This window comes from Streptomyces sp. x-19 (assembly GCF_046549115.1).
Lineage (GTDB): Bacteria > Actinomycetota > Actinomycetes > Streptomycetales > Streptomycetaceae > Streptomyces > Streptomyces albulus_C.
This window is the reverse complement of sequence record NZ_JAJPWK010000047.1, coordinates 1-26,137: the sequence shown is the minus strand read 5'-3', so window position 1 is coordinate 26,137 and position 26,137 is coordinate 1. Positions and strand designations below refer to the sequence as shown.

Annotated in this window: 17 protein-coding genes and 3 pseudogenes; 9 read left to right on the top strand and 11 right to left on the bottom strand. The window is 64.2% G+C overall.

Features of this window, described 5'->3' with window-relative positions; translation table 11 throughout:
• Positions 1-193 precede the first annotated feature (193 nt).
• Positions 194-397 carry a hypothetical protein gene (locus tag ACLJT4_RS40875; protein ID WP_411130151.1) on the bottom strand — a complete coding sequence of 68 codons (204 nt, stop codon included), beginning with the start codon at positions 395-397 and terminating at the stop codon, positions 194-196.
• A gap of 577 nt (positions 398-974) precedes the next feature.
• On the opposite strand from ACLJT4_RS40875, the gene ACLJT4_RS40870 reads away from it, so the two are divergent.
• On the top strand, positions 975-1,157 hold the full coding sequence (locus tag ACLJT4_RS40870; RefSeq protein ID WP_411130150.1) for a hypothetical protein: 183 nt from the start codon (positions 975-977) through the stop codon (positions 1,155-1,157).
• 639 nt (positions 1,158-1,796) lie between these two features.
• On the opposite strand, the pseudogene ACLJT4_RS40865 reads toward ACLJT4_RS40870, so the two are convergent.
• The 3 genes and pseudogenes from ACLJT4_RS40865 to ACLJT4_RS40855 all read right to left on the bottom strand — a co-directional run bounded on the left by ACLJT4_RS40865 (position 1,797) and on the right by ACLJT4_RS40855 (position 3,573).
• Positions 1,797-2,614, bottom strand: a pseudogene (locus ACLJT4_RS40865) (IS5 family transposase).
• 51 nt (positions 2,615-2,665) lie between these two features.
• Positions 2,666-3,061, bottom strand: coding sequence for a transposase family protein (locus ACLJT4_RS40860; RefSeq protein WP_411130148.1), 396 nt, complete (start codon positions 3,059-3,061; stop codon positions 2,666-2,668).
• Between the two features lie 224 nt (positions 3,062-3,285).
• Positions 3,286-3,573 (bottom strand): SSI family serine proteinase inhibitor, encoded by a 288-nt coding sequence (locus ACLJT4_RS40855; protein ID WP_411130154.1) that lies wholly within the window; start codon positions 3,571-3,573, stop codon positions 3,286-3,288.
• Between the two features lie 979 nt (positions 3,574-4,552).
• Here ACLJT4_RS40855 and ACLJT4_RS40850 point away from each other — a divergent pair.
• Positions 4,553-6,469: a glycosyltransferase family 2 protein gene (locus tag ACLJT4_RS40850; RefSeq protein ID WP_411130147.1), complete on the top strand. Its 1,917-nt coding sequence runs from the start codon at positions 4,553-4,555 to the stop codon at positions 6,467-6,469.
• A 323-nt stretch (positions 6,470-6,792) separates the two neighbouring features.
• Here ACLJT4_RS40850 and ACLJT4_RS40845 read toward each other — a convergent pair.
• The 7 genes and pseudogenes from ACLJT4_RS40845 to ACLJT4_RS40815 form a co-directional block, all read right to left on the bottom strand.
• A pseudogene (locus ACLJT4_RS40845) lies at positions 6,793-7,407 on the bottom strand (transposase); the annotation flags it as partial.
• A gap of 112 nt (positions 7,408-7,519) precedes the next feature.
• Positions 7,520-8,986: a group II intron reverse transcriptase/maturase gene (gene ltrA, locus ACLJT4_RS40840; RefSeq protein WP_411130146.1), complete on the bottom strand. Its 1,467-nt coding sequence runs from the start codon at positions 8,984-8,986 to the stop codon at positions 7,520-7,522.
• Between the two features lie 730 nt (positions 8,987-9,716).
• Positions 9,717-10,589 carry an IS3 family transposase gene (locus tag ACLJT4_RS40835; RefSeq protein ID WP_411130152.1) on the bottom strand — a complete coding sequence of 291 codons (873 nt, stop codon included), beginning with the start codon at positions 10,587-10,589 and terminating at the stop codon, positions 9,717-9,719.
• A gap of 17 nt (positions 10,590-10,606) precedes the next feature.
• Positions 10,607-10,897, bottom strand: coding sequence for a transposase (locus tag ACLJT4_RS40830; protein ID WP_411130144.1), 291 nt, complete (start codon positions 10,895-10,897; stop codon positions 10,607-10,609).
• Positions 10,898-10,963: 66 nt separating this feature from the next.
• Positions 10,964-11,371, bottom strand: coding sequence for a carcinine hydrolase/isopenicillin-N N-acyltransferase family protein (locus ACLJT4_RS40825; RefSeq protein WP_411130143.1), 408 nt, complete (start codon positions 11,369-11,371; stop codon positions 10,964-10,966).
• 58 nt (positions 11,372-11,429) lie between these two features.
• A protein-coding gene (locus ACLJT4_RS40820; protein ID WP_411130142.1) for an IS5 family transposase occupies positions 11,430-12,259 on the bottom strand; the annotation gives its coding sequence in 2 pieces (ribosomal slippage) (positions 11,430-11,930 and positions 11,933-12,259; 828 coding nt in all).
• A gap of 65 nt (positions 12,260-12,324) precedes the next feature.
• A pseudogene (locus ACLJT4_RS40815) lies at positions 12,325-13,047 on the bottom strand (transposase); the annotation flags it as partial.
• 11 nt (positions 13,048-13,058) lie between these two features.
• On the opposite strand from ACLJT4_RS40815, the gene ACLJT4_RS40810 reads away from it, so the two are divergent.
• The 7 genes from ACLJT4_RS40810 (at position 13,059) to ACLJT4_RS40780 (ending at position 25,237) form a co-directional block, all read left to right on the top strand.
• Positions 13,059-13,421 (top strand): hypothetical protein, encoded by a 363-nt coding sequence (locus ACLJT4_RS40810; RefSeq protein WP_411130141.1) that lies wholly within the window; start codon positions 13,059-13,061, stop codon positions 13,419-13,421.
• A 554-nt stretch (positions 13,422-13,975) separates the two neighbouring features.
• Entirely contained in the window at positions 13,976-19,186 is a 5,211-nt protein-coding gene (locus ACLJT4_RS40805) for a hypothetical protein (RefSeq protein ID WP_411130140.1), read from the top strand.
• A 420-nt stretch (positions 19,187-19,606) separates the two neighbouring features.
• Complete coding sequence (locus tag ACLJT4_RS40800; RefSeq protein ID WP_411130138.1) at positions 19,607-19,981, top strand: hypothetical protein; 375 nt, start codon at positions 19,607-19,609, stop codon at positions 19,979-19,981.
• A gap of 284 nt (positions 19,982-20,265) precedes the next feature.
• Positions 20,266-20,529, top strand: a complete 264-nt coding sequence (locus ACLJT4_RS40795) for a hypothetical protein (RefSeq protein ID WP_411130137.1) — start codon at positions 20,266-20,268, stop codon at positions 20,527-20,529.
• 357 nt (positions 20,530-20,886) lie between these two features.
• Complete coding sequence (locus ACLJT4_RS40790) at positions 20,887-22,080, top strand: integrase (protein WP_411130136.1); 1,194 nt, start codon at positions 20,887-20,889, stop codon at positions 22,078-22,080.
• Positions 22,077-24,668 (top strand): tyrosine-type recombinase/integrase, encoded by a 2,592-nt coding sequence (locus ACLJT4_RS40785; protein ID WP_411130134.1) that lies wholly within the window; start codon positions 22,077-22,079, stop codon positions 24,666-24,668. Before ACLJT4_RS40790 ends, ACLJT4_RS40785 begins: the two co-directional genes overlap by 4 nt.
• Positions 24,665-25,237: a DUF6262 family protein gene (locus ACLJT4_RS40780; RefSeq protein ID WP_411130132.1), complete on the top strand. Its 573-nt coding sequence runs from the start codon at positions 24,665-24,667 to the stop codon at positions 25,235-25,237. Before ACLJT4_RS40785 ends, ACLJT4_RS40780 begins: the two co-directional genes overlap by 4 nt.
• Positions 25,238-26,137 lie beyond the last annotated feature (900 nt).

The window sequence follows — 26,137 nt, the reverse complement described above, 5'->3', positions numbered from 1 at the left end:
AAGCGCTGCCACTACAGACGCCGCGCGACCGGTCACGAACAACCGCCACATGACGACACGTCAGCTCACTACACTCAAGAAGACGCCCCTGACCAGCGCAAATAGCGAACTGCAACTGGAGTACTAGCCCTCCGGGCGGGCGCCCGGGGAACAGAGCAAGCCTGAGGTTCCCCCGCTGCGCGAGAGGTGCTGATCAGCTGGTCAGAGAGGGTTGACGGGTGTTCAGGTTCGCCGGTTCGGCCGTCGCTTGCTTGGTGTAGTACTTCTCCTCGAACTCGATCGGGCTGAGCCAGTCGAGCAGTTCCTGGGTGCAGCCATGGTCGATGCTCCTCTCAGAGAACCATCTGTCAACACCCTCCGTATCTCGGGGGAACCTCTGCCACTCACTGGCAGTCATGACAAGCCCGCACCAGAGGCGCTATCCTGTCGCCGGCGTGGTCGCAACACGCCGAACCCTCCAAGCACGCCTCGGTCGGTTAGTGGCCGACCTGGTGATGCTTATCTGTGTTTGTGGTGGCCGTCTCGTGATGCATGAGGCGGCCCCTGCTTTCTGGGGCACACAACCTTCGCCTTGGCCGATCTTCAAACTGGCCGCAACCCCTCTTAGGGCACTTAGCGTGCAACTGTGCGCAGTACAGGGGAAGCACCGAACTCGTCAGCAATGCGCTAAGCGGAAAATCTCACCGTGGAGCGAAACTTTGCGGGCTCGCCTCACTTAACAGAGGGAAAAATGCAGGCAATTCGAGTGGCCCCGAAGGGCGCCCGAGTGATTTACACTCCAGACGGAAGGCGAGTTCCGGGGCCAAGAGACCCCGCGCCTCTTAGGCGTCCTGCACACAGGGAAAATGAGGCAATCAGCCTCCACCCATCGGATTCGTGTGACGGCATCCATGACGCCTGACCCACAGCAGAGCCGGATAGCGGAACCTGAGAATCCCAAAGACGGCTCCGGCAACGCTGCACACGATCTAGTCGTGCTCGACCTTGGGCCAAATTTTCACGGCTTCCGGGGCGAGATCGGCGGCAAGATCGTATGCATCACGACGCCCCGGGCACTGCACGACGGGACCGAGCAGCACATCATGACCGATCTGGTCAAGCGCCAAGGGGGAGACTACTTGGCATGCCGCAACTGCCCCATAGGCAAGGACAGATAGGACTACGCACAACGGGCACGACAAGCTGAAGCATGCACTTGCCTGGCCACCAGTAATAGCTCGGGGGCGACGCCCGATTTCGGACGTCGCGGCAACAAGTGGTGGGCAGGCGAGTACCTGCCTGCCCACCGTCCGTCAGAGGCACGAGATGGAATCCAGCTCCGACGACGAAGGGCCGTCCTCAAACTAAGATTTCGACAGGAGCACGACGTACGGCACGACAAGCCCGTAGCCAAGACCCGGCGTCCGCGGCGAGGGACTGCACCAGCAGGCAGGTTCACCTGGGGAGCCAGCTCAACCAGGCCCATAGCTGCCCGGCCGCAGTGCAGCACCTGCGCGACGATCACATCGCCACAGGCAGCAGCACCGCCAGATACTCGTCCACGTCACCCATGACCGACCAACAGCACTCGGTACAGCGAGATCACGTGGGTGGTGGTGAGGGCAGGAATCCGGAGACCATTGCCAGGCTCCGGCGCGCCTTCCTCCTTCCGACCCGATCGGGCGGGAAACTGGGAAAGCAATGGGAAAACGATCATGTAAATCTCCGCGACGTACTGCACGAAGACGCAACGAGCTACCCGAACATGCATGCTGCGCCGCAGGTCAGACGATGGTCACCCCTCTACAGTAGAGGTCCTAACAAAGGCGTTGGACGTGTCTGTAGGTGATCAGGCAGGTGGCGAGGCCGAGGAAGGCTTCATGGATGTCGTCGCGTCGTTCCCATCGGATGCGTAGGCGGCGGAAGCCGTGCAGCCAGGCGATGGTTCGTTCGACGACGTACCGGAAGATGCCCAGGCCGGAGCCGTGTGGTTCTCCTCACTTGGCGATCACGGGACGGATGCCCCGCTGCCGCAGCAGGCGCCGGTACTTGTCGTGGTCGTAGCCACGGTCGGCGAACGGAGCGTCGGGGCGTCGGCGGGGCCGGCCGACAATCCCGGCGACGGCGGGGATCTTGTCGAGCAGGGGCAGAAGCTGGGTGACGTCGTTGCGGTTGCCGCCGGTCAGCGACACCGCCAGCGGGATGCCTTGGCCGTCGGTGATGACGTGGTGCTTGCTGCCAGGCCGCGCGCGGTCAACCGGGCTGGGACCGCTTTTGGGCCCTTGCGGGCCGCCCGCATATGGGAGGAGTCGATCACCGCCCGCGACCAGTCCAGCTTCCCGGCCGACCGCAGCCTCTTCAACAGCAGCACATGCAGTTGGTCCCACACCCCGGCCTCGTTCCACGCGGACAGCCGCCGCCAGCAGGTCATGCCCGAACCGAAGCCCAACTCCTGCGGCAGATACTCCCATTGGATGCCGGTGTGCAGCACGAACAGGATCCCGCACAACGCCTGCCGGTCCGGCACCCTCGGACGTCCCTCGACCAACTTCGGCCCCGGCTTGGGCAGCAACGGCTCAACCAGCGCCCACAGTTCATCCGACACGATCCACGGCCGCGACTGACGCTTCCCCACGACCAGACCAACGAGCGGATAGACCAACAGTCACATGATCAACCACTTCTGTTAGGACCTCTTAGCGCGGCGGTGCCGGTCAGCCAAGTAGGCGCCCACGACCTGGTCCAGGGCGTCACCGTCGACGGCTACCAGCACACGCCCGATCACGGTCGGCGCCGGAGTGCGCCGCCACCTCAGTGGATGGCGGAGTATACCGATGACCGTCAGCAGCGTGTCCGAGGCGCGCTCGCCCCACTCTGCGAGTTCGTCGATGCTCTTTGCGCCCGAGACAACCGCGCAGGCGCACACCAGCAAGATCGCCGTCAGCGAGTACCACCGGCCCCGCCGCGAGCGCGGGTCTGGCACCGAGTCGAGGTAGGGGCGCAGATCAGCAACCCGGCCCGCATCCAGCGGCCCTAGTTTCACCAGCACAGCAGGGACAAGAGAAGATATGACAGCAGGCACGGGCCACCTCATGATCATTGGGCTTCAGACACCACAATGATCACGAAGCCCGTGCCTGCCCTGCTATCCACCCCAACCGGTCACTACCCGACCAGCCGCACAACTCCGGAGCTTGCAACTGCCCTGGGGGTCCGCCTGCCCGGTGCCAATGCAACACCACAGGCCAGTGACCTGACGGGCTGCCAGAATCTAGCCCGCAGATTCGGAGGATGAAAGGGGTTCAGTTAGTGGATGGGAATGACGAGGCCTGCGGATGCCTTCGCGCAAGTGGGGTTCGGGTACCGCTCATTGAAGACGGTGATCAAGCCATTCCACGTGCCCATGATCTCGACATCGACGGGGTCTGTCTCGGACTCCTGGCAGGAGGGGTGGGATCCAGGCCTGAGGGTCAGGAGGTTACCGTCCGCCTTGCGCAGCTTGTCACACGCCGTAGGGGCATCTGGGTGCGTGCCGCCGTCAGGGGTGCACTCGAGGGAATACTGACGGATGTCATCCCCGTGGAATACCAACATGCCCAGCTGGGTTGAAGGAGTAGCAGCTATAGCCGGGGCGGCCAGTGCGAGGGTCGCAGCCGTTGTCGTGAGCAACGTTATGGTGCGTGCAGTTCTGGTGCGTCGCATGGACTAAGTACCTCCTCGCGGAGCCGTCAACCGACCCCGCTCGACATGTATTCCGAGATCGGAAGATCACGGACGACGAAGATCAAACCATTCAGTCGGTTGGGTGTCGAGAGAAAATGAAGGAAAGCGCCTAAAGATGATTTTGTGCAGCCAAGGGAGACTACGCGCATCAACGACAGGCCATAGATGAATCAAGCATCTGGCGGAGGTCGGCGGAGATCTTGGTGCGGCTGTGTCACTGGAGGCTATTGCGGTCGGGCTTCACGCCACCAAGACGCCACGTAGCGTGCTCCACGCGACCGCATAACCCGCAAGTCCGTCCGCGCCTGTCGGGCCGGCGCGACCCCAAGTGAAGCCAGCGTGGTTTGGGTGGTCAACTTTCGTCGATTGCCGCACCACGGTGTCGCAGATAGAGTCGATTTAACCGTCGCTCGACCCAAAACCGGCTTATATGCATCTGCTTTCATTGCTACGTGTCGTTACGTCCGTAGTCAGCGGGTCCCCGGTTCGCGCTCGGTTTGGCGCTAGCTATAGTAGGGAGCGGAAGGAATGGAGGCCTACCGGAGTACAGGGCTTCCCCCCCCAGATGCGGATGCCCATCGCGGACGGCACCATCTCCGAATGTGACCGAGCCGGTAAAATCGGGAAGTGACTATTCCGACGTAGCTATTTACTCGAAACTCAAAGGGGTTCTATTCGAGGGCTAGTGGGCCTGGGGGCTGCTGAAGTATCCGCGGATGATGTGTGGTTGGTATTGGCGACAATGGAATCAGGCTCAACCGGCTGACTCGAATCGTCAAAGCCATACTCACCCTCGGGCAGTAAGGCTTAAGGTCCTGCTCAAGAATTAGGAACGGAGGTCACGTTTCCCGTGCCCCAGAACACCGCCGTCGACGACGGTGACCAGCGCCCCGCAGCGCCGACCGTCACCGTGATCGTGCCGGTTCACAACACCCGGCGTTACCTCGACCGCAGCCTCGGCTCGGTCTTCGCCCAGACCCTCGACCCGGACCGCATCGAGGTCATCGCCGTCGACGACGGCTCCACCGACGGCAGCGGCGCCTGGTTGGACGCGGCCGCCGCCACCCGCCCTCACCTCTCCGTCCTCCACCAGCCGCCCTCCGGCGGCGCCGGCAAACCCCGCAACGTGGGCCTGGACCGCGCCACCGGCGACTACGTCTTCTTCCTCGACTCCGACGACCACCTTGGCCCCGAGGCCCTTGAGCGCCTGATCGCGATGGCCGAGGAGCACGGCTCCGACGTCGTCTACGGCCGCATCGTCGGCGCCGGCGGCCGCGGCGCCCCCGTCGACCTGCGCACCACCAACCCCCACGTCTCGATCTACGACTCGCCCGTCTACTGGACCCTGGCCGCCTACAAGCTCTTCCGCCGCTCCTTCGTCGAGCGCCACCGGCTGCGCTTCGTCGAGGGCCGCCTACTCGCCGAGGACCTCCCCTTCGGGATCACCGCTCTGCTGCGCGCCAAGGTCGTCTCCGTCCTCGCCGACTACGACTGCTACTACCTCCACGGCCGCGACGACGACAGCAACGCCTCCCGCCAGGACATGGACTGGCCCGCCTACCTCGCCTACATCGACACCGTCCTGGCCGGCCTCGCCGCCGAGGTCCCGCCCGGCCAAGACCGCGACAGACTTCTGATCCGCCACTTCCACGGCGAGATACTCATGCCGTTCGCGGCCCCCTACCTCGCCCGGGACGAGGCCGGCCGCCGCGCCATGCGCGAGGCCGCCCGCCCCCTCGTCGACGCCTACCTCACCGACCGGGTGCTCGCCGCCCTCCCGCCCGGCCTGCGGCTGCGCGCCCACTGCCTGCGCGCCGGCCTCGACGCCGAACTCGACGCCGTGGTCGCCGCCGACGCCGGCCCCGACCGGACCCCCAGCCCGCCCCGCCTCGACGGCGGCCGCGCCTACGCCGCCTACCCGCACTTCCGCGACGCGGACCATCCGCTGCCGGACGCCCTTTTCGACCTCACCGACCGGATCGCGGTCCGGCAGTGCCTCGACGGCGTCCAGTGGATCGGCGGCCTCCTCCACCTTCGCGGCACCGCCACCCTGCACACCGTCGGCGCCGACGCCGTCGAACTCGTCCTGCACCGCAGCGGCGCCCACCACCGCATCCCCGCCGCCTACGGCCCCGACGGTGACACCTGGCACGCCGCCCTCGACCCGGCCACCGCGGCCGGCGGCGCCCCCTTGGCGGACGGCGTCTGGGCGCTGAAGCTGGGGATCACCGCGCACGGCACCCAGGACGCCGCCGACGCCCCGGCCCCCGCCCTGCGCCGCGAGGTCTGGCTCGTCCCAGAGGGGGGCGACCCGGTCACCGACACCGCCCCCCGCGTCATCAGTCACGGCCCCGAAGGTCCCACCGTCGCCGCCCTGTTCCTCTCCTCCCCGCACGGCCACCTCCACCTCGACCTGGACCACGACGGCGCCCGCCGCCCGCTCGGCGCCGACCTGCACGGCACGGCCGCCCGCACCCGCACCGGCCGCACCACCGTCGCCGCTGGCCTCACCCTCCCCGGCTGCCCCGTCGACGCCACCCTCCAGTTCGTGCTGCGCGACGCCACCCGCACCGTTGCCCTGCGCACCACCGTCGAACGCGGCGCCGGCGACCGCTACCGCGCCCACGCCCGACTGCGCGGTGGCCCCCCGGGTGACTGGCGGGTCACCCTCCGCCTCACCGCCGGCGCCCTCCGCCGCGAGCTCCCAGTCCAAGTCGCCAACGGCAGTGGCCCGTTGACCCTCACGGTGCCAGGCGCGCGCCGCTGACAACCGGACCCGGCCGGGCCGTTCCGCCGAACGAGGCGGAGCGGCCCGGCCGTTGCCCTGACCAACGACGCCGTTGATCCGGCGCGCGCTTGGCTGTGCATGATGCCGCTGGCTCGGCGCGTTGGTTCGCGCTGTCGACGACGGTCGTAGCGTGGCGGGTCGAAGTCAGTTCAGGGCGCTGCCTTTGACCCTGTCGTTCCAGTGCATGTTCCAGGCATTGAGGCCGTTGTCGGGGCGAATGGTCTCGTCGGGAGAGTTCTTGACGATGACGATGTCTCCGATGAGGGAGTTCTCGTAGAACCAGGCGCCGGTTGTTTGGGGGTGCGCCAGATGATGTAGCGGCGGATCATGCTGCCCTGTTCTTTGTGACTGGCGTGGTCGGTGCCGTCCAGTGCGAAGTAGCGTAGGGCGGTGAACTGGGCTTCGATGCGGTTGAGCCAGGAGTTGTTGGTCGGTGTGTAGGCGAACTCGACGTTGTTGGCCGTGGCCCAGTCGCCGACCCGGGTGTCCTTCTTCGTGGTCAGGTGCGGGGAGAAGTTGTCGAGCACGATCGCGATGCGGATCTGGGGCGGGTAGAGGCTGCGCAGGTAGCGGCAGAACTCCAGGAACCTCGTACGGTTCTTCTTCGGTTTGATGTGGCCGTAGAGCTTGTCTTCGCTCAAGTCGTAGGCGGCGAGCAGGTGTCTGACCCCGTGCGGGCGGGTGTAGGTCGCCCGGCGTCGGGGCCTGGGCTCGCGGCCGAGGTCCTTGTTCCGGCCCCCTCGTTCGGCCCATTGCCGACCGGGGTGGGGCTGGAGGTTAAGCGGCCCGAACTCGTCCATGCACAAGATGACTTCGGGCTCGCCTTCCTCGGGTATGACCTCGTCGTCGGCGATCGCGTAGAGATGCTCGATGCGGGCCTTCTTGGCCGCGTAGTTGGGGTCGCGTGAAGTCTTCCAGTGCGGTCGGCCGGGAGCGCGGTTCCAGGCTCTCGCCTGGCCCGTTTCTCCCGGCCGCCGACCCGAACCGGACGTGCCTGTTACCAGGCATCCGGCTCTCCACGAGTTTCCATCAGGGTGAAGGTTGCGGTTCCGGACGATGGACCCACGGGTTGGAAATCCGCGACCCTCGATATCGATATCGCTCGATGTGCGTATCGACTGCGGGCCTGATTCGCACTCCATTTGCCTCCGGCCACCACCGGCTCTGCCGGAAGTAGTGCCGGATAATCCATCTCATGCTTTGACGCGGGTGTTGCTTCGCCAGCCAGCGATTCAGCCTCCACCACAGGAAGTGGTCGAGGTCCTTGAACGCTTGACTGGAGGCGCCGTGCTTGAAATAGAGGGCCCATCCGCGGGTTATTTGATTGAGGCGTTTGAACACCTCTTCTGCGGGCCGGTGGGTTCCCTGCTTGGTGACCATCTTCACCTTCCGCTTGACGGACGCAAGAGACTTGTCCGATGGGTAGGAGTAGATCAGTCGCCGTGTGCTTCCCCTCTGTTGGTGCCGCCGGATACGGAACCCCAGAAAGTCGAAGCCCTCATCGATGTGCGTTACCTGGGTCTTCTCCGGATGGAGTCGTAGCCCCATCGGAGCCAGAATATCGCCCACCTCATCCCACAGGGCTTCGGCCTGATCCCGACGGCCAAACACCATGACGACGAAGTCGTCCGCGTACCGAATAAGGCGGTATGTGGCGCCTCCGCGTTTCCGGTGCCTGACCCGCTGGTTCGACCATTTGAAAACCCTGTTCTTCGCAGCGAAGTGCTCATCGAGCACTTCCAGCGCGAGATTGGCCAGGAGCGGGGATAAGATCCCACCCTGGGGAGTGCCGGTATAGGACTCCCTGTTGACGCCATCCTCGCTGAGCACGCCCGCCTTCAAGAACGCTTTAACGAGCGCCAATACGCGCCTGTCTCCGATTCGTCGCCGTAGGCGCTCCGTGAGGGCCGTGTGGTCAATTTCGTCGAAGCAGGCCACGATATCGCCCTCAAACACCCACTCGTAGCGGGATCGGGCGTAGTAACGGATCTCTTCGATCGCGTCCTGGGCTCTGCGTCTTGGACGGAATCCGTAGCTCGACGAGTGGAAGTCCGCCTCCAGAATAGGCTCAAGTACCAGCTTCAAGGACGCCTGTACGATGCGGTCGCGGATAGTAGGGATACCTAGGCGACGGACCTTTCCGTTCGCTTTGGGAATCGTCTTCTCCCGCACCGGGACCGGTTGGAAGGTTCGCGCCTTCAACAAGGCACGCACCTCCTCCAGGAACCCTTCCGCACCGAGTACAGAGCGTTCGATCAGGGAGACGGACACGCCGTCTACCCCGACGCTCCGGGCACCCTTGTTCTCCCGGACCCTGTTCCAGGCCAAGACCAGGAACGCTGGGTCCGCCACGAGGTTGAACAGGTCCCCGAATTGGCGGTCCGGGGCCTCCTTCGCCCAATGGTGCAGTTTCGTCTGAATCTCCAGTACTCGCCGTTCGGCCCGGTACGGGCTGTTCAGCAAGACGCCGATATTCACCGGCGTGTCTCCCGGCATGACAGTCCTTCCACTGCTCAACTCGCTGCCGTCCTTCGCCCTGTGGCCGGCTTTCCCGGCCTCCGACTACTACGACGGCTCCGCCCCGTCGCGCCCCTTCGGGGGACGGTGCCCCTATCTGGTCGGACCACTGGCTGTGGGTCTGGCCAGATCGGAACGCGACGGTTCCCGTGTTCACTTGCTACCGATCGACGGGTTAGGTGCCCGGCTTTGCCCCGGCGGCCCCCATGCGTACGCCGCAGACCTTCCGCATGGGCTGTGCACGCCAATGGCACTGGTGTGCACGGGTGTCGCTCCTCAACCTTGGTTGACACGCACCGCAGTACCAGCCCATATCCACCAGATTGGAGCTGGCTAACGCTTAACGAGGTGTTTTGCACCGGTTCCTCTCGTACACCTTCCCGTCTTGCTCACCGGGCCCGCACCGTCTGGCAGTACCGACGCGGCCCGACTTTGTCGGGGCTGCTTCCCACCCTCCCCAGCACCTCCTGGGTCAGGCTGCCCCCAGCTTCCCCAGGTCGCTGCGACGACCTGGGGGCGAGGTCTTTCACCTCCACTCGGCAAACAAGCGCCTCACGGCGCACGGTCTTCAGGCGTTGAAAGGACACGCCCTCCTGGCGGAGCAGGACCCGAAGGCCCTCGTGGCTGATGTCGTCGACCACCCCCTCGGCGACTAGGAAGTCGGCCTGAGGGGCCTCGCGTTTTACGGACAGTCGTCTGACGGTCTATTTCACGCGGCTGCTCGCAACTTCTGGTGCTCGGCGTGGACTTCGCGAGGAGGGCGGTAGTCCACTGCCGAGTGAAGGCGTTTGTGATTGTACCAGAATTCGATGTAGCGAGTGATGTCCTGCCGTGCGGCCTCGCGAGTCAAGTATGTTACGCGCGACACGCGTTCGTTTTTCAGGGTTCCGAAGAACGATTCGGCCATAGCGTTGTCGAAGCAGATCCCTGTGCGTCCGACGGACTTCTGGAGCTGAAGCTCGCTCAGGACACCGGCGAACTCGGCGGACATATAGTTACTGCCGCGATCGCTGTGAAATATCATCCCCTTAGCGAGCTTGCGGTTTCGCACTGCGTTATGGATAGCGCGAGTTATCAGTGGTGTCCGGTAGTGATCGTCCAACGCATACCCGACAACTTCCTTGGTGCAGCAGTCGATGACGGTTGCGAGATACAGCCAACCCTCTGTCGTCGGTATGTAGGTGATGTCGCCGACAAGCTTCTCGCCGGGTGCTGTGGCGGTGAAGTCGCGGCCGACGAGGTCCGGCACCGCGCCGTCAGCGGCCTGGGTAAGGGACCCACGCCTGGGCCGGGGCTGGCAGGGCACCAGGCCCAGCTCACGCATCAGTTGGCGGACCAGTTCCAAGCCGGCTCGGTGGCCCCACCGCACCAGATGGGCATGGATGCGCCGGTAGCCGTAAGTGCTGTCGGACATTTCAAAGGCGTTCTGGATGAGCAGCTGCAACTCCTCTCGACGTTGAGCCATCGCGGAATCTGGACGGTTTCGCCAGTCGTAGTAGCCGGACTTAGATACGTCGAGCCGAACGCACATGAACTCGACGGGGAACGCGTACTCCGTCGTGTCGAGCCGCATCGTTTCGATGAACTCGTACTTGCTTGCTACTGGGCATCCTTCGCGAAGTACGCGGCGGCTTTTTTCAGGAAGGCGTTCTCCATCTCGACTTCCCGGACGCGGCGTTCAAGCTCCTTCAGGCGTGCCCGTTCGGGCAGGGTCAGTGGTGCGTCCGCGGCTGGTCCACTGCGCTGCTGATGCTTTTTCACCCAGCCTCGGAGCGTTTCCGGGTTGATGCCGAGCTCACGTCCTATCTCGGTGACGGTCTTGCTCGACCGCAACGCGATCTGGACGGCTTCTTCGCGGAACTCCGGGGTGTACTTGCTGGGTGGCGCCACTTCTGCTTCCTCATTTCCTGTTCCAGACGATCCTATTGGACGCCTGTCCGGAAACTTCGGGGCGCCTCAGGGAATGGCGAATCCGGGTCCGTGGACGAATCGACCGCCGAAGGTGAGCGACACTGCGAGTCCGGCGTCGTTCATGCCGTCCAGCAGGCCCCATCCTGCTTCCTGCATGCCGATCACTGGGCGGAGGAACTGGGAGGAGACGATGGTGCCTTCGCAGTGGTCCGGGGCGAAGTCGTAGTTTCTGAGCAGCGTGCCCTCGTGGCCGATCTGGGTACAGCCGGAGAAGAACGGACGCACGGTCGCCATGGTGAGAAGGGTCCTGGCCTGAGGCGATTCCAATTGATCCGCGAGCCGGTCGAGCACGGGGACCAGTTCGGGCATGTGCGTGTCGAAGAGTTGTCGGGCCTGCGCTGCGCCCTCGGGGGTGCGTCCCTGCTCGGTCAGCCAGTCCTGCGCCTTCGCCATGGCTGGACGGACATGCGCGGCCCAACGACCGTCTGCGCCGTCACCGATCTCAATGGCACTAAATTTCATGCCCACTTTTCAAGGCATGCAGGCGTCGCCAGCAGATGAGTGCGCATCCAAGGGTGAGGAACGCTTCGTGGATGTCGTCGCGGATTTCCCAGCGGATCCGCAGGCGGCGGAACCAGTGGAGGTGGGCGAACGCGCGCTCTACGACCCAGCGTTGGCTGCCGAGTCCGGAGCCGTGTTCGGTGCCACGGCGGGCGATCAGCGGCTTCACGCCGAGGCCCCAGACGAGCCGGCGGTACTTGTCGTGGTCGTAGCCGCGGTCACCGAGCACCGCGTCCGGTCGGCGTCGGGGCCGACCACGTTTGCCCCGCACGGGAGGCACAGCCTGGAGAAGTGGGATCAGCTGGGTGACATCGTTGCGGTTGCCGCCGGTCAGAGTGACGGCGAGCGGGATGCCGGTGGCGTCGGTGATCAGATGGTGCTTACTGCCGGTTTTGCCCCGGTCACCAGGACTTCGTCCGGTCTTGGTTCCCCCTTTAAGGCGCGGATGTGGGAGCCGTCGACTGCCGACCGGGAGAAGTCCAGGGCATTCGCGCTGCGGAGCCTGGCGAGGAGGACCTCGTGCAGCCGGGGCCACACGCCGGCCTCGGTCCACTCGGCCAGGCGGCGCCAGCAGGTCATGCCCGAACCGAAGCCGAGTTCCTGCGGAAGATGTTCCCAGGAGATCCCGGTATGCAGCACGAACAGGATGCCCTGGAACACCAGCCGGTCCGGATGCCGCTTGCGCCCCGGATGCCGGACCCGACGCACTACCTTTGGCAACAGCGGCTCGATCACCGCCCACAAGTCGTCGTCGACTTTCCATGGCTTCGGCCGAGCCACCCCACACCCCCGGATCAACGCCCCCGGAGTGATCCAACCACCTTGATGATCATTTCGTTAGGAGTTCTATAACCCTCGTTCCTCTTGCGGGAGTAGAACGCCCGGGAGGTGGGACAGCAGCGGGCCGCAACATGGGCTGAGAGGTAGAAAACGCGCAGGAGTCGTCGGTGGTAGCGGTGTGGGCGGCGCATGTTCCTGCTGATCCTGCCCGAATCCCTGGGGACCGGTGCCAGGCCGGCGACACCGGCGAGCCGACCCGATGTGCCGAACGCTGCGAGGTCGCCGCCGATGCAGCCGATGAACTCGGCCCCCAAGAGGGTGCCGATGCCGGGCATGCTGGTGATGACTTCGGCATGTTCATGTTCGCGAAACCTGGCCTCGATCAGGGCGTCGATGCGGGCGATCTCCTCGTCCAGGATCATCACCGCGCGGGCCAGGGTGTGCACCATGGCGGCTGCGGTCTTCTCGCCGGGGACCTGAGTGTGCTGGGCGTGTGCCGTCTCGATGGCAGTGGCGGCAACCGAGCTGGCGTTGCGGACCTTCCGGTTGGACATCCACGAGGCCAGACGCGCCTGGCCGATCCGCCGTAGAGCGGCAGGTGTCTGATAACCCGTCAGGAGGATCAGGGAGCCTTTGGAGGTGTTCAAGTCGAAGGCGCGTTCCAGAGCGGGGAAGAACTCCAACAGCTAGGCTCGCAGGCGGTTGATGGCACGGGTGCGATCGGCGCTCAGGTCGTAGCGGCGGGCTGTGAGGATCCCCAGGTCGACGGTGATCTCGTCCCGCTCTCGACTTCCCGCACGTGGCACAGGCAGCGAAGATCCTGCGGCCCCGAACCGACACGAAGACCGGGAGGACGACACGGCAGACCGTCTACGCCATCACCGACCTGGCCTCGCACGAGGCCTCCCCGCAGCACATCGGGCACCCGGCCCGGTCACAGAAGGTGATCGAGAACCGGCTCCACCACGTCCGTGACACTACCTTCACCGACGATGCCTCGAAGATCCGCACCGGACACGGCCGGGAGAACATGACCACCCTCCGCAGCCTCGTCGCCATCAACACCCTTCGTACCGCCGGACACCGCAACATCGCCGCCGGCCTCCGCGAGTCCTCCCACGCACCCTTCACCCGGCCACTCGGCCTCCTTCAACTGCCCTGATCAGCACGGACTCCCAGCCACCGAGACTTTGAACCAGCCCTGGCCCCCGACTCAACAGGCCAGGTTCCCTGGCTTCACCACCACCGTCTGCTCCAGCCTGCGCAGATTGTCCGCAACGCCTACCATACAAAGCAGCGAGCCATAGCCCCCGAGCCCGAGCCTTCCGGATTGGGTAGTTCCGACCCCAGTCCGGTTCAAAGATTCGGATGCATCTCGTTCCCGCCCGCTGTCCTCACCTTGAACCACTCCGCGAACAGATAACCGGAGGCTACGAGTTCAGCCTGAGTAGTCAACGGCAAGAAAGGGTGCCCGATATGCCGAAATCCACACGTTTCAGGCTGACAGGCGAGCATGGAAATGTTGTAATCGATCCACGGAATCGGGAGATCGAGGACCCCGTTACGGGCACGCGCGGCGGAAACGTCTACAAGATCAAGCTGCCCGTAAAGTCTGCGGCTGGCCCGTACGCCACGAAGGAAATATGGGTGTACCGGGTGAGGCCGGGAATAATTGTCTACCCTCACCGTTTGTTTCGCAGCAGCGACAGATCCAGCATGGAAACGTATGTGCCCATAGACACGTTCACCGATCCTGTTACAGCACCAGGGGCGGATGTGGCGGCATTGCAGGAATATCTGGACCGTGAAGCAGATATTTTGGATCTGCTGGACGAGCAAGGGCCGAACGGGAGGTGGCTCGTCGGCATGCGCGACAATACTCGTCCCATCCCGCCTAATGATGTTCCTCCTGCAGGGGGCGGAGACAGTACCCTGACCCAGGAGGTGAAGGATGCGCTGAGCCGTGGAAGAATGCACTGGGCGGGCTTCGAGACTGCTGAGTCTCGAACCTCTCAGGTGGGATTTCAGGCCGTCCTGGCCCCTGACACCCTGCTGGTGGTGCCGGGGACTCGTGCGTCCATGCACAAGAATGTCCATCCCGCCTCGCATCAGTGCATAGATAAATACCAGGCCCGTTGGGTTGGTAAAGATCACGACCCTTTGTTGGGTGAACTGGAAGAGCAACTTGATAAATTTACGAATTTCCGCGAAGGGGATGCCGAGATTCCTTCCGAATGGACTAAAGTGGAGGCACTCTGGCGTAGATTTCCTCAGGGTTCGGTAAGCGTCATCAACATGAATCCTCGATACGCCGTGCGCTATAAGTCATTGTCGGCGGGCGGTCCGGACAGGATTGCATCCCCCGCCACATTGCAGGCTCATGAAAAGTTGCATGGAGTGCATGCCGTGACAGGAGCCCTGGCGTCCGAGCGTCACAGGAAGATGATACCGGACAGGAGTGCGTACGGCGATTCTCTTATGGCAAGATTAAACCGCGGACTTCGGGTGGTGGGTTTTGATGATTCGCTTTACGAATACGGCTCCGAAGGTGAAGATGAAGAGACTTTCACCGGATCGCGGGAGGAATCACGGCAAGCGGCTTTGCGGGCAATCGAGGGGTCCAAGAAACTGAAATTGCCCGACGGTACCGAAGGCCCGCTGACCTGGAGAGCCATCTATGGCGCCCACCGCGTACGTAGCATTATGTGGAAGTTGCATTCCGAGCTCCTCCGGCTGAAAGCCACCGCGCACTGGGAAGCGACGTTCGGGCGTAAAGGAGACCCTGAAGGGCTCCAGACCCTTCGGCAGTTCGAACACCAGGCCGACGTATTGCGGAAGGCCGCGACGACTTGTGAAGGCGAGCTGTCCACGGAATCCGCTCTCAGGGGGGCAGTCCGCCACACGTACTGGCAGCCTGCCTCGGGGCCGCCACTTGCAGCAGACACAGGAGATGTGGGGGAGTTGCTGTTGCATGAGGAGATCCAGGTAAGCGAACTACAGTATGAACACCTCTGCCCGCCCAAGGGTACTTACGGCAGGAAGACAATATCCGGTAACCGCGTTGTCGATATCTTCGCGAACTATGGTCCGCCACACGGCATCCCCCTGGCTCCGACTGGGCCGGAAAAGGATTCCTCCATCGCCCCCGACGAGATCGAAGGGGACTGCACTTTGCTTCAGCCGGTGGACGTGCAACGGCGGATCAATCCGAACGATCCGAACCTCTCCGACGACGTGAAGGGGCATCTGGATATCTGGCGGCCAGCGTGGGAGGCGGTCGGGCGGGATTCCGGCCTGGCGGCGCGTGAGGTCACGGTGACCGGTCGTGAGATGACGGGTTTGCCGGGTGGGAGGGGTGTGTGGTCGAAGGCGGGGAATGTCGTGCCGGGTACGTCGGTGCTGATGAAGGGGGAGCTGGGTGCGGCGACCGGGATGGTGAACCGGGAGCTGACAGTGGGGGGCCAGGGGAAGGAAGCGCGTCTGCAGGAGTTCCGGGCGAAGTTCGGTCCGGGCGGTGAGGGGCTCAGTGCGGAGATGACGCTGGCTGTCCTGACGGCTCCTGGGCTGTTGGAGGATGCTTTCCGCAAAGGGACGCCGCCGTTGCGCAGGGCGGCGGATGTGCTGGCGCTCAATCCGCGGTGGTTTAAGCCGGCCACGGCGTTGTATGTGGCGAACGACATTGTGCACGGTGATTTCAAGGCGGCGGGCGAGAAAGTGGTGGAGCTCGGTGCCTGGTTGTCGGCGTTCGCGATGCTGGATCTGATGGGGGCCGGGCCGGTGGGCTGGGGCCTGGCCGCCCTGTACGCCGTGTTGCAGGAGAGACAGCGGGAGCTGGCCGAGATCGCGGAGGAGAAGAAGACCGAGGACGCGGTGAGCACGTGGGTGAAGGCGGAAATCAAGGCTGACCTCGCCAAGGCTCCTAAGACACTGTGGGCGCAGGCGTTCGGGGACATGGCTACGGCTCTGGGCGGCGAGGCGCTGCGTCTGGAGTCGGCCGCTGCTCATGATGCACAGGTCACCATCGCCACCATCGACAATCTGGCAGCACTGGTGCTGCAGAAGGGAGCCGGATTCGCGGACCTGGACAAAGCATGGTGGGACAAACTCGACCAGGAAATCCAGGCGGCCGAGTGGACCGAGGACCGCAAGACGCTGTACAACGACTGGCTGTACGGCACCCCTGGCACCGCGCCCGATGCGACACGGCGGCGTGTGTTCTGCCATCTGAGTGTGTGCCTGTACCGGCAACTACGGGACATGGCCGGGAGCGGTCTGCAAACACTTCTCGATGGCCTGGACACCTCTCCGACGGAACTCCCCGTGGATCACCGAGGCGACACTCCCCGGGACGGCCTGGAGTTCTGTTACAGGGATCAGCTGGAGACTATCGAGCACCTGGCCGAGACCGTCACAAGCATTGCAGATTCGAAAGCCTTGACGAATTCTGTGCCCAATATCGCCACGTGGCTGCAGACCGCTCACGCCGACTTCAAGAGAGGCGCCCGTCGGATGAGCGAAATCGCCAAGCATGCGGCCTATAATCCTCAGGTCCCCGAATCGGGGACATTTGCATACAGTCAACACGCAAAATACGGGAAGTTTATTTACGCAGATTTGTTCGTTTACCAGCCACTCAATCCCTCCGCAGTTGACTCTCTCTCAACAGGGCGGGGCAAAGCTGAGGAGCGGGCGAAGCGGCGCCAGGGGCCGGACTTCCGCCTCCCTGCAGGATTCGAACGCGACTGGAGCGTGCTCTCCGTCGGGGATGATCCGATCAAGAAAGTTGACGCATTCATCCCGGGCCTTGCTTATCTTGATGAGTATTATGCATTCTCTCGCGATCCCGGGGGATCCTCTGGCTTCTACCGAGGATTCTACTCGCGTAAAATCGGGAATTTTGCGCCGGTCTGGGGTGAGAAGCCGTCGTTCGTTGAAGAAGACGGAAAGATAATTGCTGCAGCTAGTTTCACTTCTTCGGCGAGCGCCCTTGGCGGCCTTCTTGGATCTATGCGGTATGTCTTTATGGACTCCCCTCCCAGGTATAGGCGGGCGATCGTATTGGGTGCTTCTATTATGGCCCCTAAAAGGGATGAGCAGTCGCTCGATGGGAAATATTTCAGCGGCTTGCGCAAGCATGGGTACAGGGAGATTAGCCTGTCGAGTGTGGACGCCGTGATGCCTGATCCAGTGAATACCCGATTCTGGTTCTTCGAAGGCAATAAGTACGTCCTTGCCCAGATGGGCAATCGGCCAGAGGATTGTCAGCGGCTGGCGGCGGGCAGGATCACCGCTGACTCGTGGCCGGCTCTGTTTGGCAAGTCGCCCGATGGTATCGACGACGACTTCGACCGGATCGACGGGGTGATCAGGGTGCCCGGCACCTTTGACTACTACGTCTTCAAGGGCAAGAACTCCCGGCTCATCACCATCCCCTTAACGGGCGCGCTGGGCGGCTCGAGCGTGCTGGTGCGCGGGCCGTACCGTTCTTCCGGCTTTCCGGTCGACGTGATCGTTGATCTCCAGGAGAATCCATTGCAACAGTTCGCCGTCTTCGGCGGGGACCAGGCCAGGGTATGGGGATTTCAGGGGATGCAGAACCGTAGGGTGCTGTTACAGGGCACAACAGACGTTGATGAGGTCAACTGGCCGTCTTTGGTAATCGGAAGTCAGTCGTTCTATGTGGTGGACGCCGTCATGCCGGCCGATACCGGCCCGAATCAATATTACGTTTTCAGCGGTACTCGTTACCGGCGTATCGAAATCGGGAACCCCAGCCCTTTGGAAGGTTCACAGGAAATCCTCGCCTACTGGCCTTCTCTCCAGCATGGCGATTCGCCCAATTTCACGTCTGTCGATGCGGTTCTTCCGGTGCCCGGTGTCGTGAAGGAATTCTATGTCTTTTCCGGGGAATGGTTCCGCCGTATCCGGCTTGCGGGGACTGAAAATATTTTAGTTGCTGGCCCCGGGAAGATTAACCAGGGTTTACTCTGGCCTGAACTGGCGCATGCGGGTTTCACTCGCGTCGATGCATTCCTTCCCGTTCCGGAGAAGAGTCAGACGTACCATGTTTTCTCCGGCAGCAAGACTCTGGAAGTCGGGTACGAGCCGGATACAACGGCTGATCTCCTCGGGCTTCACTGCTGGTCACTACAGGAAGGTCTCCTTGCCGCCATCGCCAAAACTGGCATCCTGGACCGCAAAGTTTACTCCGACGCTCATCCCGCAGGCTTGGTAGCACTCAAAGATTATGTGAAGTCGTCCTGGGACGGGACGGGACGGGATGTGGTGGAGGACATCCGCGGGGCTCTCAAGAGGCTTTGGGATCCGAGCACGTGGAATTTTCGGAACACGGATTTCGGCAAGCTCAACGGGGATATCGACGGCGGTAAGATAAAGTTCGAGCTGAGAAAGTTTTTCCCACAGTCGGTGCGGACAGCGCTGCTGGCCCCGTCAGTTGGCGGTGAGCTGCCCTTCCAGCTGGCCAAGGACGCCACTGACGTTATCAACACGACGGGGGATGACAACAAGTACAGTCTGCGTGGCGAGCGGGCGAGGGCTGCGGTCGGGCGTCTGGAGACGGCTCTGGAAGACTGGCAGGCGGCGGTGAAGGATTTCCTTGACGCTGGCGCGGCTGCCGACCGGTATTACGGCGATGCGGGCGAGGAAAAGTGGGATGATGCAGCGTGGGCCACGGCGCGGGTGCAGGAGTGGAGCGACTTCCACACGAAACTGGGCGCGGCATGGGCGTATGTGGAGAAGGCGGACGGGGGCCTGGGGCCGGGGATCTATGCTGCTGCTGAACGACTTGCCGACCCCGATGCCGGTGCCTTCGCCACCGCTGTGGGCACTCAGATGCAGGACGCGCTCCGGCGTATCTACCGTCAGTTCGAAGACATTCGAGCAAAGAACCCAGGCTCAGGCCTGTGATCGTCACGGCGACTTTCGCAAATGGCCGGGCGGACGTCGTTGTGCGGGGCAGAGGTCTGGCGGGGGCGGAGCTGCAGATTCAGGAAGTCAAACCGTGGATGGCAGGTCCGGCCTCCAGCCGACGATAACGGAAAATTCAATGCCAGCGGCAGCTACTGGGGTCCGGGTGGGTTTGCTGCTGTCTGGCAAAATGCGGGCGACGAGTGGAAGGAGTCCGAGGAGGTGCAGATCAGGACTGTGACACCGGAGGTCATGACCTCGCAGAGGCTCCCGGCGAAAATTGCGAGAGGCCGCTCAGGAAGTCAGCCTGCATGGTTGAGTCGGCCGTTCTTCTTCCCGAGGACCTAGTAGTGCTTGGTCAGGTTCACTCGCCGGTGGCGTGTCCGTTTGATCGGGTGTGTCGTTGACCGGGTGTGCTGGGTGGGGAGTTGGTCGGGGAAGGACTCGGGCAAGGAGCTCAAGCCCCAGTTCTTCCCCGACCAACTCGCCACCTGGCTCGGCCTGACCCTGGCCAGCGAAGGGCACGTCACCCGGATCCTCTTCCCCCGCATCACCCCGGGCACCGACCCGGCCCCGGCAGACACGGACCGCACCGTGACCAGCGGAGACTTCTTCACCGCCACGACCGAGGACCGCTACCCCGACGTCTTCGGCCTCCTGCCCACCAGCGCCACCGACGATCAACCCCTGTTGAACCTCCTCGGCGCGCTGCCCCAGCACGCCGTGACGCTCGGCCACGACGTGACGGCCAACACCTCCTTCCTCGTACAGATCACGACCCCGACCGCCAGCTGACCCTTCGAGGGGTGGGAACCTGGGGACGGGCACCCCGCCCCTCGAACTGGCAGAGTTGACACGTCCGCTGCCGGCGACCTCCCAGAGCGCGGGCATCCTGGAGCACCCCATCCTCCGGGCCCGGCGCGACGTGAGCACGGACGCCCGTCCCTGGGCCGCCGAGCAGACCACGGGCAGCGCAGCATCTGACCGACCCGCAGCCCGCCATGCAACGCGAAGGCCCCGCCCTCACGAAGAGGCGCGGGGCCTTCGCACGTGCCAAACTCGACCCGCCAGGAGACACCATGGCCACCAGCCGCACACGAGCATGCGACGTCGCCCACTACCTCACCGCCGTCGGACACCCCGACTCCACCCGCGGCCCTGCCTGGCGGCCCGGCCACCGTGCCACCCAGGCCAGCCCCCGCACCGTCCGGTGCTGGCACGACGGGCCCGACGAGCAGGCGTATCTCGACCAGTACGCGGCCGTGCTCCGGACCGGCGGATACACGGCCACCCTTGAGCGGGCGAAGGGGAAGCGGCCAGCGCTGCGGGTCACGCACCCGTGAGCGGATGCGGTAGAGGACCTATGACGCGTGCCGGCCTCGCGGTCAACTTGCCGGCAGGTCCGAGGCATCTGTTGGCCAGTTCCTGCCCTGGTGGCAGTTGTTGAGGATCGGCCACGTACGGACAAAACATGCCTCTACGGTGGCTGCGCACCCGCTCGTGGTGGTGCACCCGCCGGCCGGCGACGGCGGGTGACGATCGACGCCGAGCCCCTCGGAATGGCCTACGGCCCCGGTTTTACCGATCAGCTCCTAGTTGACCGGTTCGCTCGTTGGTAGGGAAGACGCAACCGATCCGTTCGCCTTTACCGAACTTGGTAAGCCTCTACGCCACTTACGTGCGCGAGGAGGGGTTGCCTGGTGAGAAGCGAGATGGTTCTGGGGGATCTGAGGGTCCAGCCGATGAAGCGGGCTGGCGGCGGGTGGTCGTACACCATCGTGTGGCCAGACGGCGCGGTGGACGAGGAGTCCGACAGTTTCCTGCGCATGTATGACGGCAGCGGCACACAGAAGACCTACGCCTACCATTTGGTCGATCACCTGCGGTGGCGCGTTCGGGAGAGGCTCAGAACCGAGACGGTCAAGCTGCTGGACCTGCACCGGTACATGGGGGCTATGGGCGCGCAGGTGCAGATGCCGTTCGGACAGCCCTGGCGAATGCCGCCGAAGCGCCCGTATGGCACGTCGGCCCTTTCCTGCTTGGCCGCCTGCATGAAGGGCTTCTACCTGCACCAGTGCTCGCGGATGGGAGTGAACGATGAGCTGAAGACGGCCTTGGAGGTCCGACGGCTGCCGACGCAGGCCGATCGTCGGCGGAGCTTCCTGGGGCACGTAATGACGTCGATGCCAGCGAACCCGCTGGCGCCACGGAAAGGCACGCGGCCGCGCCACCCCAAGATGCTGCCCGACGGCTACCGCAACGGTCTGCTGGAGGCGGTGAACACCGCCCGCGACGCGATGGTGGTGACCTGGCTGGCCGACACGAGTCTGAGGATTGGCGGACTGACCGGCCTGCACCTCAGCGACCTGCACTTGCGGGAGAACGCGGAGTGCGGCGACTGCAAAAGCCCACACCTGCACGTGTGTCACCGGCCGGGCAACCCGAACCGGGCCGCTGCAAAGATCAAGCCGGACTGGGTCGTAGTCGACGGGGTGGTCACCAAGGGGGAGATCTACCGGGTCAGCCCAGCCATGATCAGCAGCTACTTCGCCTACATCACCAGCGAGTACGCGCAATTCGCCACGGGGCACGGCATGTTGCTGATCCAGTTGGCAGGCCCGAGGCGGGGCGAGCCGTGGTCGACGGATGCGGCCCGCGGCATGCTGCGGAGGGCTGGCCGGAGGGCGGAGCTTCCCGGGCGGATCAAGCCGCAGGCTTTCCGGCACCAGATCACCAACGACGTCCTGGACGTCACGGGTGGGAATCCGTTCGTGGCCAAGGCTGTGGGGAACTGGGCTTCAGCCCAGATGGTCGACGAGGTCTACGGGCATCCTGACCTGCACTCGCCACAATTCACTGCCGCCCTTCAGACAGTCTGGGGTGAGGAGGAGTGACTGCTGCAGTGGGGACGGCTCGACTGCTGCCAGTGGCTGCGGCGGGGACGGCGAGCCGGACGGTGCGGGACAGGCTGGAAGTTCTGACCGCGTTGATGCAGGCGCCGTCATTCGATCCGGTCTTCCGGGAGGACATCATCCGACTGCCGCGCGACCATGCGGTCTATGGGTGGGGGTGCCGGGTGCCGGAGTGCCAGCGATCGGCACAGCCGCACGGCACGTTGTGCTTCAGCCACCAGGCCCAGTGGCGCGAGGCCAAGGGCAAGGGCGTCAGCTATCCGGGCTTCGTCCGTGGTGCCGAGCCGCTGGAGATGTATTCACAGGTCGATCGGAACCCTTGCGTGGTCTGTCCGGACCTGCCGGCATTGACGCGACGTGGGCTGTGCTATCAGCACGAAAAGCGGTGGAAGTGGCATGTTGAGGGCCGACGCAAGTACGGCAAGGAGCCGGACTTCCAGACGTGGCTGGCGTCCTGCGAGCCGTTCCCCTCGTTTGGCCCATGCCAGGCTCCAGCCTGTCCGCACCTGGCTCAAGATCCTTTGAGATTGTGCCGGCCGCACATGGCCGCATACCGACGGGAGGGGCGGCCGGGCGGGGCGGCCCCCGAAAGCGGCTGGACGCGCAAGCTGCGAGAGCGATCGGAGGCGGTGTCCTACCGAGACGAGGCAGCGTTCCGAAGCTGGGTGAAAAGTCTGAGCCCGATCCGCCGCCTGGACGGGCAGATTTCGCTCCTGGGGATGCGGCCGTTGGCGAAGGCTGAGATCCAGTGGGCGATGTTCCAGCACGCCAATGTCCCGATGGAAGGGGCCGTCTGGCCGATCAGCAACGTCCAGCAGCTCGCCGATCATTGCCGACGGCAGAAGGTCTCGTCGCTCGCTGATCTCGACTTCGCCGAACTGCCTCACCGGCCGGCCACGGTCGCCCGGTTGTCCCTGAAGTACCTGCAGGTCGTCTACTTCACCCGCGAGGAGACCAAAGCTGTGGGCTTCTTGCAGACGCAGCACTTCGGCATCAGTTGGGGGCCGGGAGCCGGCTGTCTGGACCTTACGAACGTCACACAGCAGTGGCTGCGTGACCTGCTCTGGGACTATCTCGCCCACCGGCTCATCACCGACCCTCCACGCGCCCGGGTGACGATCGACGGCTTCCGACGCGGATGCGCGGAGCTGTCTGCATTCCTCGAAGCACAGGCGCCTGCAGGCGGTCATGACCCGACCGTCTTGACTGGGCAACACATGCTCGACTTCGTTGCAGATCAGCGGCACCGGGCCCAACACGGACTGCCACCCCTGGGACTTCTGCCGAAGGGCTCGCGTTACAGCAGAAAACGCAAATCCTCCAAGGGGGCGATGGGCAGGTTCTTCAACACCGCCCGGCGTGTCCTGCGGACCGCCCTGGACAACGGCCAGACCAACCAGATCGGATTGTCCAGGGAGTTCGTCACCGCGCTTCCGTCCGCCAGCAGAGCCAGCGGACGACGACGCCCATTTCCCGACGATGTCGCCCGCGCGGTTGCTGACGAGACCAACCTCAAGAAGTTCGAGTCTTTCGACTTCGAAGACCGCGGCCTCCGCGACATCTGGGAGGGGCTGGTGATCACCGGCCGCCGGTGCAGCGAGGTCCTTACCGTCCGCTTGGAATGCATCGGGCGCCTGGGTGGCCTGCCAATGTTCTGGCATGACCAGACGAAGGTGGGCAACTTCGACGAGGCGATCCGCATCTCCGAACGGCTCTACGCCCGCATCCAGCAGCGACAGGCGAAGACCGTGGCCCGCTTCTTCGAGCTGAATGGCCGGCAGCCCACGGCGCAGGAACGACTTGAGATCGCCCTGTTCCCGCGACGGCCTGCCAACCGCGAGTTTCGCAAGGCGGTCAGCTACAGCTGGTTCAACCGGGCCTTCCACGACTGGCTGGAGACCTTGGACGTCGCCCACTGTGTTCCCCATCAGGCCCGACACACCCTGGCCACGAACCTGCTGAAGAACGGCGCGAACCTCACCCACGTCAAGCGATACCTCGGCCAGGTGTCCGAAGCCATGGCTGAGCACTATGTCCACCTCGCCAGCACCGACCCCCAGCTCGAAGAGGCTCTTCAAGCCGTCTGGGTCGCCGGGCCTGGGGCTCCCGAGCCCGGACTCGTCCTCTCCGGCGGCGAGCCCATGTCTCGTCAGCAGGCCAAGGCCATGCTGATTGATCTAACCCGCCAGTCCACCCCAGCCGAAGGCGGCTTCTGCACCTTCCAGCCCGTCGTCAACGGGGACGCCTGCCCCTGGAAGCTGGACTGCCACAACTGCGACAAGTTCGTCCTCTCCGGCGCTGACCTTCTCTACTGGCACCGCAAGCGTCAGCAGTGGCGGACACTGGCCGAACGCGCCCCGGACAGCGCGACCGCCGACTACCTCCATGGAGTCTTCGAGCCCACCGCCCGCGCGATCGCTGGCCTGGAGAAGGCTCTGGACGCTGTCGGCCTCCTACAGGAGGCCCTGGCTCTGGACCTTCGCCGCCCGCAGGACTACTTCGGGCGGGTGTGGTCCACCACCTTCCGCGCCCAGGAACTGGCCCGCGCCGGAACAGGAGAAGTCGCGTGAGCCCCGGGCCCACCTCAACGGCTGCGGCCATCGCTGCCCGCCGTCACCAGACCGAGCAGAAGCTCGCCGCAGTTGAGAAGGCCATTGGTCAGCTAAGGCGTGAACGCGGACGAATCGCTGTCCGGGCCATCGCTGAGCGAGCCGATGTCTCAGCCACGTTTCTCTACGAGAACCCTTCCGCTCGCACCCTGGTCAAGGCCGCGGTCGCCGACAGCCGCAGCCGTCATGACCGTCTCGGCCAGACAGAGCACGAGCGGATCGAAGCCAGTTGGCGCGAGCGCGCTCTCAATGCCGAAGCCGAGCTCGCTCGCGCCCAAAAGGAGATCTTCGTCCAGCGTCAGCGGGTCGGCGAACTGATGGGACAGATCCGCGACTTCGACCACATGGTCCCCGGCGAGTCTGTTCAGGCCCTCATCACCGAAAACACCACCCTCAAACGCCGCGTTCACCAACTCGCCGACGAACATCGCACTCTCCAGGAACGACTCGAAGGCGCCCGGTCGAACCTCCGCTTCGCCGACAAGCGCATCGCCGACCTGGAAGCACAGCTCCTGCAGGAGCAACGATGAGTCGCCGCACGTCCCTTACACCTACGCCACGCTAAAGCACAGGTCAGACACCATACGGACAGAAACCTGATCGCTAAACTGCGGGATCTCGCCGAGTTTCTGCGCCGTGCCGGCGTAGCGGACCCGCAAGTGATCCTCGACGACCCAGCGTGGATCGAATGGCGGGGCGGCTCGCCTCACGAGTACGGCACTCCCGGGCCTCACAGCCCATAAAGCCCCTCCGGAGCAGAAGCGCTCACTGCCTCGCCGAAGCCCGTGGGCTGCGGAGACCAAGCGAAGGCCGCCGATCGGTTGAACAGACTTTCGGGAATAGAGAAGCAGGCCGGTGGATTATGTGGCTGAGAAGAAAGGTTCCACAGTGCCCTCACCCTCCGCACCCTCCCCGGCCGCCGCCCCGTTGAACTGCCAGCTCAAGGACGTCGGTCGATGCGCTCGATGTCACCAGCCCTGCCACAGATACGGGCTCGGCGGAAACCCGCTGTGCAAGCTGTGCCGGGACAGGCTCGAAGCCTGGCAGGGCAAGGCCCCGGGCGCCTAGCTGGCCTGTCCCTGTCCGCGCGGCGCACTTCTTGACTTCCGCTCATCGTGTGCGTAGAGGACGGGGCCGCGGTGGGAGGCACCGGCGGTCTTGTGATGGGCGTCCAGATCAGGACGGGCGGGACGGTGTCAGCTGTCGAGGATGCTGAAGGCAACCGATGGGAAGCGGCGGCCGTTGATCTGGAGGGCGAGGGAGTAGGAGCCGGGCGAGACCTTCCATCTTGCGGTCGAGCGTGGTGTCAACGGTCAGGGCGACTGCCCCGGTGGCGGACTTGATGACCCACGCACTGGCGGACATGAGAACTCCCCGCGGACACGGGATTTCCCCACTGGCTCCGCGTGATCCTTCTTGGGCCGTGGGTC